The following is a 15,750-nucleotide window of genomic DNA, read 5'->3' as shown; positions in this document are numbered from 1 at the left end:
GATCGTCCTGAGTAGTGCAGCGTATCGAAGGATACGGCACTACGTGCCTATTCAGTCCGAACGGTTTAGGGAGGCATTTAGTTCTGCAACCCGCGTGGAATTGCACTGAGCAACGAGCGCGTATAAGCGTTAGTCGGATTGCGATACAACTCATCCGAATTCGCCAGCTCAACCACCTCGCCCTGATGCATCACCATCACCTGATCGGCAATGTATTTAACCACCGCCAGATCGTGCGAAATGAAGATGTAGCTCATGCCGAATTCTTCCTGCAAATCCTGTAACAGATTCAAGACTTGCGCCTGCACGGACACGTCAAGGGCGGAGACCGATTCGTCGCAGACCAGCACTTCTGGCTTCAATGTCAGGCAACGCGCAATCGCAATCCGCTGGCGCTGACCGCCGGAAAATTCATGCGGATAGCGATGGAAAGCGGCCACCGGCATGCCGACTTTTTGCAGCAGCGTTAAAGCCATGTCAACGCGCTCATTGTCATTGCGGCCGATGTTGTGAATACGCATCGGTTCGAGCAAAATCTGGCCGACCGTAAAGCGGGGATTGAGCGACGCATACGGGTTCTGAAAAATAATCTGTATCCGGCGTTTGTAGGGCATGAAATCTTTGTTCGACATCGACAGAATATCTTTGCCCTGAAACAGCGCCTGTCCGCTTGTGGCCTGATGCAGTCGCAACAAGGTCAGGCCGACCGTAGTTTTACCAGAGCCGGATTCACCGACCACGCCCAGCGTTTTACCGCGTGCCAGCGTGAACGACACGTCTTGTACAGCTTTGAATTCTTTACGTCCGAATAGTCCTTCGCGGGTATAAAAACTTTTACCCAGATTACGCACATCGAGCAGGATTTCTTCCGTGCCGTTGAGGCCACGGCTGCGCTGTTTGAGGGTCAGATCGGGATGTTCGATTTCTGGTTTGCCGGTCAGATAATCGTTGATCACCGGCAAGCGCCACGGGCGGCTGTCCAGCGATGGTCGGCATAGCAGCAGGGCGTTGGTGTAGGCGTCTTGTGGCGCTTCAAAGATTTGCTTGACGTCGCCTTTTTCACGCACTTCGCCGTTGCGCATGACGACCACCTGATCGGCGATTTCGCCCACTAGCGCTAAGTCATGGGTAATGAACAGGACCGACATATTGTGACGTTTTTGCAGCGCGGCGATCAGATCGATAATCTGCTTTTGGATCGTCACATCGAGCGCTGTAGTCGGCTCGTCGGCAATCAGCAATTTCGGCTCACAAGCAATCGCGATGGCGATCATGACGCGTTGTTGCTGGCCGCCGGAGAGTTGATTCGGATAGGCGTCGATGCGGGTTTCAGGCAGCGGAATGCCGACTTCTTTAAGTAGCGCAATGGCGCGTTGACGCGCTGCTTTGCCGTTCATGCCCATGTGCTGACGTAATACTTCGGCGATCTGAAAGCCGACGGTAAACACCGGGTTGAGCGAGGTCATCGGCTCCTGGAAAATCATCGAGATATCTTTACCGCACAATTGGCGGCGCTCTGCCAGTGACAGCGCCAACAAATTGCGGCCCTGAAACATGATCGAGGATGCCGGATCGACGTTGGCGCTATCGGGCGACAACAAGCCCATGACGGCTAACGAACTGACGGATTTTCCGCTACCGGATTCACCCACTAGCGCGACCGTGGAGTTGTATGGAATATCGAAGGAAATCCCTTTGACTGCCTCAACGCTGTGTTTTTTATCGGTCCGAAAGCTGACGCGCAAATCACGTATTTGCAGTAGCGGCGCTTGTATTTCTGCTTGTGCTGCCATGTGTGTTTCCATGTGCACCTCAGGCGCTAAGTTAGATTCATGTGGTTTCATGGCGGTCCTATTTCAATTTCGGATCAAGTGCATCCCGCAGCGCATCGGTAAACAGCGAGAATGCCGTTACCAGAATCGCCATCGCGATACTCGCAGCGGCTAATTGCCACCACTTGCCAAGAATTAATTCGTTTTGGGCTTCGTTTAACATACTGCCCCAGGACACGACGCCGACCGGTACGCCAAAGCCCAGAAAGCTGAGGATGACCTCTGACTTAATAAAGCCGACCACCATAATCGATAGCTGCACCAAAGCCACGTGGCTGACATTGGGGAAAATATGCGAGAACATTTTGCGCCAGTGTGAGGCCCCGATGGCGTCGGCGGCCATCACGTATTCACGCGTTTTGTGTTTCATATATTCAGCCCGGATCAGGCGGAACGTCCCGGTCCAGCCGGTCAGGCCCAGAATCAACACGATGGTCAGCACGCCTTTTTGCTGCAACACGGCGGCCACCGCCAGAATCAATAGCAGATACGGTACCGAAGTAAAGATGCTATAGAACCAGTTAAAGACATCATCGACCCAGCCGCCGAAGTAGCCCGCTACTGCTGCAAAAATCGTCCCCAGCACGGTCGCCAGCAAAGCCGACACCAAGCCGACGATGATCGAGGTTTCTGCGCCTTTAATGGTTTTTTTGATGATGTCGCGGCCCCATTTGTCGGCACCGAACGGCATCGTCAGCCGACGCGCAAGGATGGCTTTGCTGCCATCCTTGGCTAAGGTCGTTCGGATATCGGTCATTTCCTTTTGCAAGGGGTCGGCTATGCCATAGTCATTGGCAACGATGGGCGTCGTCGGGCTGATCGTTTTGCTGGCACGCAGGGTATGGAGAATGTCGGCTAAAGGATCGAGCGGATTGTCCGGCAGCGGTGCGCTGGCAGTCACGATCACCGGCCCGTTGCTGCCATCGTCAACTTGCGCGCCCATAAAAGTCGGCGGCGCATAATTGACCGCGACTTCATCGCGCCAGTCGCGGGCGATCAAGCCGGTGCTCGATAGCAGCAATATCAGCAAGTACAAGGCCACCACGCTCAGCGAGGCCATCGCCACCCAATCCGCACGCAAACGTCGCCACGCCAGGGCCCACAGGCCCGGTGATGGGGCTGAAGTGAGCAGAGCTGGTGTGGCGGCGATGGCAGCGGCCTGGCCAACTTCAACTGTCAGGGTCGGCGCGGTTGCTGCTGCGGCCTGTATTCTTCGTTTTTTAAAGTCCACGATAATTGGCATATCTTTGAATACTTTCTTACTTAAGCTGAACGCGTGGATCAACCGCCTGATACATCAGATCGGTCAACAGATTGAACAGCATCGTTGCAGCAGCTACGTAGACCGTGATCGCTTTGATCACCGGAAAATCGCTGCGCTCCACCGCTAAAATAACTTCACGTCCGATCCCCGGAATCGAAAAGAAACGTTCGATCAGGAAAGCGCCGATTAACAGCGCCGGCAGATTCGACATCACATTGGTGATGATCGGAATAGCCGCATTACGCAGCACATGGACCCACAAAATCCGTCTTTCGCTCAGTCCCTTGGCGCGTGCTGTGCGGACATAATCCTGATTGATTTCATCGAGCACAAAGGTGCGATACAAACGCAAGCTCGGGGCGATACTGACGGCCAAGCCAATCAGAATCGGCAGGGCCGAATAGCGGAATAAATTCTCGCTAAAACTATTGCCCCAGCCTTGCACCGGAAAGATATTGAGTTTGTAGGCGAACCAGTATTGGAACAGGATGATGTAGACCAAAATACTGACCGACATGCCGACCGTGCAGGCAATCATGACTGCGCGATCTGTGACCGATCCGCGGATAAAGGCGATGCCGAGCGCCAGCGCTACGGCTAACAGGGTTTCCAAGATGGTCAGCGGAATGAGGACGGTCAGCGATGGCCCCAGTCGGGTCAAAATCACGTTAGCAACCGATTCGCCTGTGCTCCAGCTGGTCCCAAAATCAAAGGTCGCAATCTGCTTGATAAAAATCCAAAGCTGAACGGTGTACGGCTGATCGATCCCAAGTTGTGCGCGGATGTTGGCGATCTGGGCCGGGTTCGACATTTTTCCGGCCAGAATATAGGCCGGGTCGCCGCCGACCCAGTTGAACAAGAAAAACACCAGCAGGATCACGCCCAGCATGGTCGGGGCCATTTGCCATAAACGGCGCAGGATATAAGCGGTCATGGGGCGTCCTTGTTGGTTGTCTGGTTCGCCGATGTGGTCAGGCGTTGGCCGGCAATTTCCGCAAAGAAAGCTTTGCTGTCCGGTGCGCGACCGAGGAACGTGTGGACCATCTCCGCGCCGGTTTTTTCGCTACCGTGCGAGAGTATCGTCTGTCGATAAAATGCGCCGACTTCAGGATTAATCAGTTTGCCGTGATAGCGCGACAGCATATCGAGCGCCAATACTTCCGACCACATATAACCGTAATAACCCGCCGCATAGCCGCCCATCAAATGGCCGAACTGACCGGGGAACTCAGTGCCCGGCACATAGCCTGGCGGCGTCTTGCTTTCCATGGCTTGCCAGACGGCCAGCGGCTGCTCTGTTGCGGCTTGATCGCCATGAATGCGCATATCAAAACTCGCGTACAGAAGTTGCCGCGCATAGCGCATACCGCGTCCATAGTTATGCGCTGCCGTCAGTTGTTGCGACAGAGCGTCGTCAACGGTCGGGCAAGGGCTACTGCAAAAGTTGGATAACAAGGCCAGCGATTCTTTGCTGCGCGCCCATTCTTCATACATTTGCGAAGGCGCTTCGACAAAGTCCAGCTCGACGCTAGTGCCGGCCTGACTGACATAGACGGTGTTCGACAGCACACCATGCAGTACGTGGCCGAACTCATGGACTAAGGTTTCGAGTTCATCGCTGTTTAAACCCTGACGATTAAAGTTGGTCACCAACACCGAGATCGGGGTGCGCTGTGCCAGCGTACTCACGCCACGCACGCCCCAGGCTGCGGCATGGCCGTATTTGCCTTCACGCGGGAACAGGTCCAGATAGATACCGCCGATACGTCTTTTGCTGGCGTTGTCGATGACGTCGTAATACTGCACTTCATCGTTCCATACCGGTGCTTGCACGCGTTTGAATTGGATGCCGTACAACGTACTCGACACATCCATAATCCAGCGCACCGAAGCATCGGTCGGGAAATACGCACGCAGCGCTTCCTGATCGACGTGGTAGTGCGCTTGTTTGAATTTTTGCTGCCAGTATTCAACATCCCAGCGCGGCAGGGTTGTATCGGCCAGCGGGGTTTTTAGCGTCTCTGATTTAAAGGCGCGCAATTCTTCAATTTCCTTGATTTCTACCTTGGTCACAGCGCCCTGAACCTCGTCCAGAAAGGCAGTCACCGCTGGCGGCGACTTGGCCATACGACGGCGCAACACCAGATCGGCGTAGCTAGGCAGACCAAATAAACCGGCCATCTCATGACGCAGCGCCATCGCCTGCTTGAGGACGGCAAGGTTCTTTGGTGTTCCGTGATTTTCAAACGCCATTTGATAGCGCTGACGGGCGGCGCTGTTGTCAGCCGACTCCATGAAGGGCTTGTAATCAGGGTAATCAAAACCGAGTTGATAGTTGCCATCTGCGTCTGCTGTCAGACGGGCCAGATAGGCCGCAGGCAGCCCTTGCATCTCGGCCGGGGTGAACGTCAATTTCTGATGATTGTCGCGAATATTGCGTGCAAATTCCTGGCTGAGTTCTTCCAGCGTATTGAGAATCACCGTCAGTCGCGTACGTTTGTCCGCTGGCAAGGCTACGCCCGCGTCTTCAAAGCTATATAAAACATCCTGACGCAATTTTTTCTGGATAGTCTCGGCAGGTTGGGCTGCTTTAAAACGTGCATACAGGTGTTTATTTTGCAGCAGCTCGGTTGAAAATTTGTTGAGCGCGATCAGACAGGTTTCGGTCGCGCTGCGTACTTTGGGGTCGGTGGCGACATTGTTGAGAATATCCATCGGCCCTTGCACATCTTCGAGCGCAATTTGCAGCGCGTTCCAATCGCTGAGGACATTTTTAGCGGGCAGGCTCTGTATGGCTAAGACCTGCCTGCGTAAGTCGCGGATGGTGTTGCTGCATAGCGGGCCGACTTCTTCTGCCTTGAGTAACGGAATCAAGGGGCGCTGTCGTTCTTGCGCCACGGCTGGAGTCAATGCCAGCGTTGATAGCGTTGATAACGTCAGTAGCGCGGTTGTCAGCGGCCAGAAACATGATGGTGATTTCATGCAATTCTTTCGACTAATGGGTAAAAATAATAGGTAAAGATAAAAAATCGGACTAGGGCAGGTCGTCATTTACATTTCAAAAACCCGTTCGTACTGAGTAGCCCATAGGGCGTATCGAAGTAGTTGCATACAGCGGCGCATCTTCGATACGGCACTTTGTGCCTACTCAGTCCGAACGGCTGAGTGATACCTCATAAACTTAAGTGACAGACTTGCTCTTGGGTCACGATTATCACGGCGATTATTTCCGCTTAGCAATATCATAGAACATCCACTCTGTCGGCAATATCGGATGTTTTTTGAATCCGATCACCCGTGGTTGCGCCAGCATGTTGCGGTAGCGGGCATAGCCCATACGCACTGGCGCATAGACCTCCAGAATGCGCGCCATTTTGTGGTACAGGACATTGCGTTCAGGGCCATCGGGCAACATCTGCGACTCGGCATACAGTTTGTCGTAGGCCGGAATCGTGGAGCAGCCATTATTATTTTGATAGGTGTTCGGCCCATAAAAGTTTTGCATAAAATTATCGCCGTCAGGATAGTCGGCAATCCACGGTGAAGTACGGGTTTGCAATTGACACTGCTTCTCCGCTTTCAAGATATCCGGGAACGGTTTTAAATCGCCGACCATCTTGATATGAATCAAGTCGTAGGTCTTTTTCCACATTTCTGATTGCTGCTGACCGTTCGAGTCGGCACGCGCGGTGTAGCGGATTTCGAAAGGTTTGCCGTCTGGCAAGGTGCGCCAGCCGTCCTTGCCGATTTTGTAGCCGAATGTATCGAGTAAGGCATTTGCTGCTTGCGGCTCGAACTGCAAGCTGCTTTTATAGTCAGGGTCATAGCCGACGATGCCGGGCGGGATCGGATACTCCAGCGGTATCGCCTCGCCATTCCAGACAATCTGAATTTCTTCACGCACGTTGTGGGCCATCGCAATCGCCCGGCGCAAGGCGATTTTTTCTTTACTCAAACCACCCAAAATCGGGTCTTGCATATTCCAGTAGTAATAGCTGATTTCAGGGTCCACGATGCGCGACAACTGGATTCCTTTAGCCAGCAGCTCCGGTTTCAATTTGCCGTTGATCAGCGCCTGTGGTGCCAGCGGGCCTTCTAACTGAAACACATCGATCTCATCTTTTTGAAACGCCAGCCAGCGCGATTGATCTTCGACCATGACGCTGATCTCGATGCGACCGATTTGCGGCATGTGTTTTCCTTCCATTTGCGCGACGATCTCTTGATCTTCAGGATCGCTACCGGCCTTGTAATCCCAGATAAAGCCGCGATAGTCCGGATTCGCCGTCAACACCATGCGCGAGCCACGGACCCATTGCGTCAGCATATACGGGCCTGTACCGACCGGATTCGCCATAACCTGACCTTGTACGTCACGATATTTCTCGATGACCTCACGCGCGACCGCTCCTGTCGGAGGATGTGCAAGTTTCATGCCCAGATTAAAGTCGGGATGTTTCAGGTGTATGCGCAAGGTATAGCGATCCAGCAGCTCAAATCCGGCGACCTTGGCGTCGTAATTAAAGTGCTGCGTTTTCTTGGCAAGCACGACTAATTCATCCAGTCCGACCACATTGCCTTCCAGTAACCAGGCTTGCGGCGAACTCAGTGCAGGGTCCAGCAGGCGCTCTAAAGAATATACATAGTCAGCCATCGTCAGCTCACGCTTCTTGCCATTGAAGGCAGGATCGGGAGCGAAATAAATGCCTTTTTTTAGCCGGATCGTATACGTCTTGCCGTCCGCTGAGACCTCTGGCAACGCCTCTGCCGTCAAGGGTGCCAGCTTGGCTGGTCGGGCCAGATAATCGTAGGTGAACAGCGTCTCGAAAACCGATTGATTCACCAGTTGCGAATACAAGTCGCGCGTGAGGGCCGGATCGAAGCCGGTTTCTGGCGCGACGAAGACATAGCGCAATACCTTCTCAGGATCGGCGGGGGAGGTCGGCGTTGCCTGGGCTGGCGCAGTGCAGACAAATAAGGCCGCAACCACGGTTGGAAATAAGCGCGCTGAAAATAGCCTGCACAGCGATGAAAAATGCGATGAAGAATGCATGGAAATAATGTCTCCGTTGACCGTTTTAATGTTTTTCAATATCCAGGTATTGCCAGTCAGCATGCAGAATCGGATGCTTTTTAAAGCCCTTTACCCAAGGCCGCGTGAGCCAGTTACGCACCCGCCACAAATGTAAAACTTCGGCAGTATCGGCCTCTAGCTGGCGATGCATTTGCGTGTAGAGGACTTGCCGCTCCGGCCCGTCTGGTAAGACGTTGGCTTGACGATATGCCGCGTCGAACGCCTCCGAAGCATAACAGCCATGATTACCTTGCCCTTCATTTGGGCCATAGAAGGACTCCAGAAAATCCGATCCATCCGGGATACTGGCTGTGCCACCTAATCCCCACATCATTAATTTACATTCCGCTGCCGCTTTGAGGTTGTCGGCGAAATTGCTTACCGGGAATTCAGCGCGGATGCCGATGAAATCAAGCGAGCGTTTCCATAGCTCCATGCGGGCCTGATCCAGGGAGGAGGCCGAGGATGAAATCTTCAGTGTCAGCGGTTTGCCGTCCGGAAAATTGCGATAGCCGTCCGGGCCTTTGCGGTACTGAAAGTAATCAAGCAGCTTGTTTGCCAGATTCGGGTCGTAACCAATACTGCTGCGGTACTTGGGATCAAAGCCCGCTACACCCGGCGGGACCGATGATTGCGCTACGGTCGCCTGACCGAAGCGTATGAGTTTAATGTCATCGTCCACGTTATAGGACATCGCAATTGCGCGGCGCAGGGCGATTTTATCCTTGGTATAGCCACCGACAACCGGGTCTTTAAAGTTGAAGAAAGTGTAGTTAATTTCAGCGCCGACATAGCGATACAAAGATATCCCCTGATCAGCATATTTTGCGGTGAGCTTATCTTTATTGAGCACTTTTTCCACCGAGCCGCCGGTGACTTCGCCGACATCGAGTTGGCCGCTCTCAAACGCTAACCAGCGCGGCTGTTCTTCCTCAATGATGCTGATTTCAACGCGTCCGATCTGCGGCATCTGTTTGCCCTGCATATCCTTGATGACTTGCTTATCCCAGTCGTCGCCAGAAGATGTAAAGTTCCAGGCAAAACTGCGATAGTCAGGGTTGGCTTCGAGCACGATCTTGCTGCGTGGCACGTATTCCTTCAAAAAATAGGCCCCGGTACCGACCGGATGGCGGCCTGTATCCTGACCGTATTTTTCGACCACTTCACGTGCGACCGCACCGGTGGTGGAGTGTGCCAGCAAGTAAAGAAAGGTCTGGTCAAGCATATTTAACTGAATCCGCAATGTCATGCGGTCCGGCGTTGTCAGGCCAGCGACGGGCGTGTCGTAGTTAAAGTGGCCGGTTTTTTTGGCGTCAGCGACCAGTGCATCGAGGCCGACAATTTTGCCTTCGAATGAGCTGGCTTGCGGTGAATGGTTTTTGGGGTCCAGCACACGCTCGATGGTGTAGACATAATCCTGCGCCGTGAGCTCGCGCCGCACACCTTTAAAGGCCGGGTCCGGCGTAAATAAAATCCCCGGCTTGATGTGAAAAGTATAGGTCAGACCATCGTTACTGACTTCCGGCATCGCGGTACTGGTGTCGGGAACCAGTTTGGCCGGGCGCGCTAAATAGTCGTAGGTCAGCAAACCCTCAAAGATCGCCTCGCCCACCCAAGTCGAATACAAACTGTTGTTAGTACGGACCATATCGAAACCATCATCGGCGGCTTCAAAGGCGATATGCATGACTTTCGACAGGTCTGCTGGATTTGATGCAGCGGCTGCTGGATTTGCAACTATCGACAGGCAGCAGGCTGCGCAGACAGGTGCCATCAGGAAATGTTTTATTTGATTAAAAAACCGCATCTTTCTCCACCCTTTTTGATCTGTTTTTTGCGTCGTTTTTACATGTTTTGTGACGGCTGTGTGACATAACCTCGCCGAATTTTGAGGCCGTAAATCAAGCCATTTCAGCACCCCAAAACCGCGTTTATAGTCCCGCGATTGTTGAAGGATACACCAGAAATTCACGATATTTTTGTGTGGCACAAAATTTGCTTAAAGTCGTTTTGTGTGAAGAAATATGGTTGTTAAATATTGTCGATCAGTCTACTTAATTTTGGGTCTTATAAAACAAAATAATTCTCTGATCGAGTCGCCTGCAAAGCGATAAATAAATGTTCTGCCACTTAAAAAATGTCATTCAACTAAAGGGGTGTGGTTATGATCAAGGAACGGGGATTGTCGCGGTCGTTGCGGCTCATGTTTTCAGGGGGTGTTGCGGTTGGACTGGGTTTGTTAGCCCATTCGGTTCAGGCGCAAGAGACAAAACAAGACGATGCGCCGCAACAGGTGCAACGTGTTGAAATTACCGGCTCGTCCATCAAACGGATCGCCAAAGAAGGTGCGCTGCCAGTACAGACACTGACTAAGGAAGATATCGCCAAGACGGGTGCTAGCAGCGTGGCTGATCTGATTCAGGCATTGCCTGCGATGCAGGGATTTATTGGATCGTCTAACTCTGTAAACGGCGGCGGCGGCGGTGTAGAGACGGCATCGATTCACGGTATCGGCTCCGGTTATACCCTGGTGCTGTTGAATGGACGTCGGGTAGCTTCCTCGGCAATTATCAACAACGGCACGGCGGTCAATCTGGCTAGCATCCCATTGTCGGCGGTTGAACGGGTTGAAATTCTCACTGACGGTGCATCCGCTTTGTACGGTTCGGACGCTATCGCCGGTGTGGTCAATTTTATTCTGAAGAAGAACTCAACCGAAACCAACATCAGCATCAGCTATAACTCGCCACAGCAGGCTGGCGGCAAGAGCTATAACTTCGGTATTTCCAAAGGTTTCGGCGATCTCGACACCGATGGCTACAACTTTTTGCTGGCTTACAGCCACGATGAGCAGCGTTCACTGAGCGCCGGTCAACGCAGTTTTGCCGATAGCGGAAACGTGCCGTTCAGTGTTGATGGTCAAAAATATATGTTGTCTCAGTTGAGCTCCAATACCTCGCCAGCCGGGGTGACGTTGCGACATAACGACAATACAACCACCAAGTTCTCACCTAACCTGCTGGCCAATGGCGTGTGCGGACCAAACACTGTCCAGCAAGGGAATTATTGCAAATTCGACTATGCGTCAACGGTGCAATTGATTCCGGAATCGACCCGTGACAGTCTGGTCGGCTCGGCCAATATCAAAATCAATAACGACACGACGTTCTTCGCCGAAGCAGTCGCATCGCGCTTTTCGTTAGAGGGTCAATTTGCTGCACCATCGCAACCATTGGCATTGTCAAAAAATAGCCCGCTGTACGCTAAATACGTGTCCCCTTATCTGGCACAACTCGGCGAAAGCCCTTCCAACATCAAGAGTGCGCTGATGAATTTGCGCTTGCTTGATGCAGGCGGTCGTGCCGATCAATACCTGACTGACGCACTGCATTTGGCGTTCGGTGTTGAAGGTAACTTCAAGGGTTGGGATTACAACGCATCGTATACACACTCGCAAAATACGGTCTACGACAACGCTCTGTCCGGCTATACCAGCCAAAATGCGTTTAACAGTATCGTCGCTAGCGGCAACTTTGACCCGTTTGCACCAGCCGGATCATCGGTCAGCATATTGGCCCCTGCCGTATTGCACCAGACCCTGGATCAGGCCACTACCAAGCTCGATGTACTTAACGTGCATGGTTCGCACGATTTGTTCAAAACCTGGGGCGGCATGGCGCAAATCGGTATTGGCGCAGAAGCAACGCGTGAAACGCATACCGATAGCCCGAGTGCGATTTTGCAAGGCCAGAACGCGTTGCAGCCGAACTTCACCGACACTATCATCGGCGGCAATGGCGGCGCACTGCCGTTCTCGGCTAGCCGGATGAATTACGGTACTTTTGCTGAAATGTTGGTACCGGTGGCGAAGAACTTTGACGTCACAGGCGCGCTGCGTTACGACAGTTACGATGCAGCAAAAAACAATGCGAACTTTGACGATGCAGGCAACCCAATCGGTTCTGCTACCCAAGGTAATGCGGCCAGCAAAGCTACATACAAGCTTTCTGCGCGTTGGCAACCGGTCGATACCTTGATGTTCCGCGCCTCTTACGGCACAGGATTCAAGGCCCCGACACTGGCTGAAATCACGACGCCGGTGCAGTTTGCCGGCAATACTGCGCAACAACATCCTTGCCCGGTATCTGGATCCGATCCAAGAGCTGCCGGTTGTCAGGGAATTGCCCAGTACGACGTACTGCAAGGCGGTAACCAACTCAGTGGCTCTAGCGGTCTGAAACCAGAAACCTCGACCCAAAGCAGTATTGGTTTCCGGGTTGAGCCTGTGCGTAGTCTGTCGATTGGTCTTGATCTGTGGACGATCAATATCAAAAACCAGATCAGTCTCTTGCAAGAAAATATCGCCTTCGGTAACACCGGTGCGTACACCAATCTGTTTAAGCTCTTTAACGATCCGATTCAGGGCTCACAAACGATTGCGTTCTTGCAGACGCCGGTTAATTTGGCCAGCGCCAAGTACCAAGGTATCGATTGGGATACAAGTTACAAGACCAAAACACCGGTCGGTGACTTGAATCTGCAATGGACCGGTACTTACATGATGAAAGCTGATCAAGAGTATCCAGGTGTTGGTACGCAAAGCAGCCTTGGTCAGTACGGTGCGAGCCAGAACGTCATCTTCCGTGTGATTTCCAGATTGGCAGCGTCGCTCAAGGTGTCGGATATGTTTACCCACAGCTTGATCGCCAACTACCGTTCCGGCTATCACGACCAGACCTACACAGCAGACGATTCAGTCGTGCAAATCATCAATCCAAACGGCTCGTTAGGTGCGTTTGTGGCGATGCCAAATCACAACGTGGCGTCTTACACCACGTTTGACTGGCAGACCCGCGCGCAGGTCAACAAGTCGATGGTGATTACGGCAGGGATTAAAAACCTGTTCTCACGCACACCACCGTTGTCGTTGGTGACAGCTGGTGGCGGTAATCAGGTAGGTTATGACGCCCGCTACACCGATCCACTCGGTCGTCAGTTCTATGTCACAGCCGGATTCAAGTTCTAACTTGCATCCACTGCGTTAGCGTATTGCGCACAGCTATGTGCGCAATACGCTACTAGCAAATTTTCAGCAATTGCAATGTAGTACCGGAGGAAAAAAGGCATGGATTTCACGCAGGATGGGAAAAATCCCTCGAAGAATGTAGTTGGCATCACCGTTGTAGTTCTTTTGCACGTGGCGCTCTTGTACGCACTTCTTACCGGTCTGGCGCGTAAGGTGGTTGACGTCATTGCGCAACCGGTTGAAACCAAGATCGTTGAAGAAATCAAACCGCCGCCACCGCCACCACCAGATAAGCCAGTACCGCCGCCACCGAAAACGGTCGCGCCGCCGCCGCCGTTTGTTCCGCCGCCAGAAGTAAAAGTGCAGCCGCAGCAGCAGACCGATGTGATCGCCGCTGTTACCAGCGTCAAACCCGCCAGCACCGAATTGCCAACTTCAGTTGCGCAACCGAGTGCCGCGCCACCAGGCCCGCCAACGCCTGCGCATACCAGCGCCAGAGTTGCAGGTAATTGTGAAAAACCGGAGTACCCAAGAGCTTCATTGCGTAACGAAGAGCAGGGCACGGTCTTGGTCAAACTCTCCATCGGTATCGATGGCAGCGTCACCGATGCCGTCGTTGAAAAAGGGAGCGGCTCCAGAGACTTGGACCACGCCACCCTGAAAGCCTGGAGTCTTTGTCGTTTCACCCCCGCAATGTCGGACGGAAAACCGGTGCCGTCGACCACCCAAATGCAGTACGTCTGGAAACTTGATTAAGGCGCTCAATAGCGCGCCTGATGCACGTAATACAGCAGCATTACCTTATCCGTAGTCTTTTAGTCGCTTTCATTCATTGATTAATTTGGAGTATTTGTATGCCTACCACTCGTAATCGCTTATCAGCCGTTGTTGCGGCCCTCGTCATCTCCGCTGCAACAATCGCCGCTCCGCTGGCAGTGGCCCAAACGCCTGCCGCCTCGGCTTCTGCCGCTGCTGTCGCCACTAGTGCTGCCGCACCTATCACAGATGCTAGCGCCACCCCAATGCCGCCGCCTCCGGCTGCCACTAAAGAAACGGTCGACAACCCATACGGCCTCGACGCACTCTGGAAAGGCGGCGACTTTATCGCTCGCGGTACGCTGATCATCCTGCTGTTGATGTCCATCGGTAGCTGGTACATCATCATCACCAAGTTGATCGAGCAAACCAAATTAACGGGTCTTGCCAAAGACGCTAAAAATACGTTCTGGAAAGCGCCAACCGTAGACGCCGCAATCGCGACTCTCAAGCCAACCAGCCCGTACCGCTTCATTGCGCAAACCGGCAGCACCGCCACCATCCATCACGATGGCGCATTGCTGGAACAAATTGACCTCAATACCTGGATCACGATGTCGATTCAACGTTCGGTAGAAAAAGTCCAAAGCCGCCTGCAAGACGGCCTGGCGTTTCTGGCAACCGTTGGTTCAACGGCACCGTTCGTTGGTTTGTTCGGAACCGTCTGGGGTATTTACCACGCGTTGACCGCTATCGGTATCGCAGGACAAGCATCGATCGACAAAGTCGCAGGTCCCGTCGGTGAAGCGCTGATCATGACCGCCATCGGTCTGGCCGTCGCGGTCCCTGCTGTGCTGGGTTACAACTGGTTGGTCCGCCGCAACAAGGGCGCGATGGAAGAAATTCGTTCGTTTAGCGGCGACTTGCATTCGGTCTTGCTCAGCGGCGTGATGTCGTCAAGCTCAGCCGGTCAGATCGCCAGCCTCAAGAAAAAGGTTGCGTAATCATGGGCATGTCACTTGGTTCCTCAGATAACGATGAAGACGAAGTGATAGGCACGATCAACACGACGCCGTTGGTTGACGTCATGTTGGTCCTGTTGATCATCTTCTTGATCACGATTCCAGTTGTCACGCATACGATTCCGGTGAAGTTGCCGAGCGAAATTGATCAGCCTTATAAAACCAAGCCGGAGAACATTAATCTGGCCGTGAATAAGCAGGGCGATATGTTTTGGAATGAGCAACTGGTACCGAATACGGCGCAGTTGCTAGCCAAGCTGAAAGTCGTTGCGGTGCAAGTGCCGCAGCCGGAGTTGCATATCCGGGGCGATCAGCAAACCAAGTATGAATATATCGGTAAGGTGATTTTGACGGCGCAGCGGGCGGGTATTGCCAAGATTGGCTTTATTACTGAGCCGCCTGCGCGTGGTGGTTGAGTGTTGTCGGATTGAATCTTGCTAAATAAAGGAAGCAATTATGGGTATGAATATGGGGTCTTCGGGTGGTGATCCTAACGATCCGGAGCCGATGATGGAGATGAATATGACGCCGCTGATTGACGTCATGTTGGTGTTGATCATTATGCTGATTATTACGATTCCGATTCAGAATCATGCGATTAAGTTGAATATGCCGACGGGGAATCCGCCGCCGACGACGACCTTGCCGGTGGTCGATACTGTTGATATTTCTCCGCTTGGAGTGGTGTCGTGGAATGGTGTGGCGATGGTTAGCCGGGCTGAGCTGGAGGGGAAATTTCAGGCGGTGGCGGCGGGGGGAAATGTGGATGAGGTGCA

The 15,750-nt window shown here is 53.0% G+C and carries 11 protein-coding genes; 5 read left to right on the top strand and 6 right to left on the bottom strand.

Going from position 1 to position 15,750, the window contains the following annotated elements; genetic code table 11:
• Window positions 1-77: 77 nt before the first annotated feature.
• The 6 genes from ACVBEF_RS16850 to ACVBEF_RS16825 all read right to left on the bottom strand — a co-directional run bounded on the left by ACVBEF_RS16850 (window position 78) and on the right by ACVBEF_RS16825 (window position 9,977).
• Window positions 78-1,793 (bottom strand): ABC transporter ATP-binding protein, encoded by a 1,716-nt coding sequence (locus ACVBEF_RS16850; protein WP_447125088.1) that lies wholly within the window; start codon window positions 1,791-1,793, stop codon window positions 78-80.
• A 58-nt stretch (window positions 1,794-1,851) separates the two neighbouring features.
• Complete coding sequence (locus ACVBEF_RS16845; RefSeq protein WP_447125087.1) at window positions 1,852-3,075, bottom strand: ABC transporter permease; 1,224 nt, start codon at window positions 3,073-3,075, stop codon at window positions 1,852-1,854.
• A 16-nt stretch (window positions 3,076-3,091) separates the two neighbouring features.
• Window positions 3,092-4,030 (bottom strand): ABC transporter permease, encoded by a 939-nt coding sequence (locus ACVBEF_RS16840; RefSeq protein WP_447125086.1) that lies wholly within the window; start codon window positions 4,028-4,030, stop codon window positions 3,092-3,094.
• On the bottom strand, window positions 4,027-6,078 hold the full coding sequence (locus tag ACVBEF_RS16835) for a M3 family metallopeptidase (RefSeq protein ID WP_447125085.1): 2,052 nt from the start codon (window positions 6,076-6,078) through the stop codon (window positions 4,027-4,029). Before ACVBEF_RS16835 ends, ACVBEF_RS16840 begins: the two co-directional genes overlap by 4 nt.
• A gap of 241 nt (window positions 6,079-6,319) precedes the next feature.
• Window positions 6,320-8,149: an ABC transporter substrate-binding protein gene (locus ACVBEF_RS16830; protein ID WP_447125084.1), complete on the bottom strand. Its 1,830-nt coding sequence runs from the start codon at window positions 8,147-8,149 to the stop codon at window positions 6,320-6,322.
• 25 nt (window positions 8,150-8,174) lie between these two features.
• Window positions 8,175-9,977, bottom strand: coding sequence for an ABC transporter substrate-binding protein (locus tag ACVBEF_RS16825; RefSeq protein WP_447125083.1), 1,803 nt, complete (start codon window positions 9,975-9,977; stop codon window positions 8,175-8,177).
• A gap of 357 nt (window positions 9,978-10,334) precedes the next feature.
• Between ACVBEF_RS16825 and ACVBEF_RS16820 the strand changes: the two genes are divergently transcribed.
• The 5 genes from ACVBEF_RS16820 to ACVBEF_RS16800 form a co-directional block, all read left to right on the top strand.
• Window positions 10,335-13,196 (top strand): TonB-dependent receptor, encoded by a 2,862-nt coding sequence (locus tag ACVBEF_RS16820; RefSeq protein ID WP_447125082.1) that lies wholly within the window; start codon window positions 10,335-10,337, stop codon window positions 13,194-13,196.
• Between the two features lie 99 nt (window positions 13,197-13,295).
• Window positions 13,296-13,952 (top strand): energy transducer TonB, encoded by a 657-nt coding sequence (locus tag ACVBEF_RS16815; protein ID WP_447125081.1) that lies wholly within the window; start codon window positions 13,296-13,298, stop codon window positions 13,950-13,952.
• Window positions 13,953-14,050: 98 nt separating this feature from the next.
• Window positions 14,051-14,956 (top strand): MotA/TolQ/ExbB proton channel family protein, encoded by a 906-nt coding sequence (locus ACVBEF_RS16810; protein ID WP_447125080.1) that lies wholly within the window; start codon window positions 14,051-14,053, stop codon window positions 14,954-14,956.
• A gap of 2 nt (window positions 14,957-14,958) precedes the next feature.
• The gene (locus tag ACVBEF_RS16805; RefSeq protein WP_447125079.1) at window positions 14,959-15,390 is read left to right on the top strand and encodes an ExbD/TolR family protein; all 432 of its coding nucleotides are present in this window, start codon (window positions 14,959-14,961) and stop codon (window positions 15,388-15,390) included.
• Window positions 15,391-15,430: 40 nt separating this feature from the next.
• Window positions 15,431-15,750 (top strand): biopolymer transporter ExbD (locus ACVBEF_RS16800; RefSeq protein ID WP_447125078.1); only part of this gene is annotated, 320 nt, incomplete at its 3' end.

The sequence above is a fragment of the Glaciimonas sp. GG7 genome (assembly GCF_052976905.1).
The sequence above is the reverse complement of the archived record's forward strand: the minus strand, read 5'-3'. Positions and strand labels throughout refer to the sequence as shown.

Excerpts from the sequence above, each read along its gene's own strand:
- ACVBEF_RS16850 (WP_447125088.1), bottom strand. The coding sequence starts at position 1,793 with ATGGCAGCACAAGCAGAAATACAAGCGCCGCTACTGCAAATACGTGAT.
- ACVBEF_RS16820 (WP_447125082.1), top strand. The coding sequence starts at position 10,335 with ATGATCAAGGAACGGGGATTGTCGCGGTCGTTGCGGCTCATGTTTTCA.
- ACVBEF_RS16840 (WP_447125086.1), bottom strand. The coding sequence starts at position 4,030 with ATGACCGCTTATATCCTGCGCCGTTTATGGCAAATGGCCCCGACCATG.
- ACVBEF_RS16810 (WP_447125080.1), top strand. The coding sequence starts at position 14,051 with ATGCCTACCACTCGTAATCGCTTATCAGCCGTTGTTGCGGCCCTCGTC.
- ACVBEF_RS16825 (WP_447125083.1), bottom strand. The coding sequence starts at position 9,977 with ATGCGGTTTTTTAATCAAATAAAACATTTCCTGATGGCACCTGTCTGC.
- ACVBEF_RS16845 (WP_447125087.1), bottom strand. The coding sequence starts at position 3,075 with ATGCCAATTATCGTGGACTTTAAAAAACGAAGAATACAGGCCGCAGCA.
- ACVBEF_RS16805 (WP_447125079.1), top strand. The coding sequence starts at position 14,959 with ATGGGCATGTCACTTGGTTCCTCAGATAACGATGAAGACGAAGTGATA.
- ACVBEF_RS16830 (WP_447125084.1), bottom strand. The coding sequence starts at position 8,149 with ATGCATTCTTCATCGCATTTTTCATCGCTGTGCAGGCTATTTTCAGCG.
- ACVBEF_RS16815 (WP_447125081.1), top strand. The coding sequence starts at position 13,296 with ATGGATTTCACGCAGGATGGGAAAAATCCCTCGAAGAATGTAGTTGGC.
- ACVBEF_RS16835 (WP_447125085.1), bottom strand. The coding sequence starts at position 6,078 with ATGAAATCACCATCATGTTTCTGGCCGCTGACAACCGCGCTACTGACG.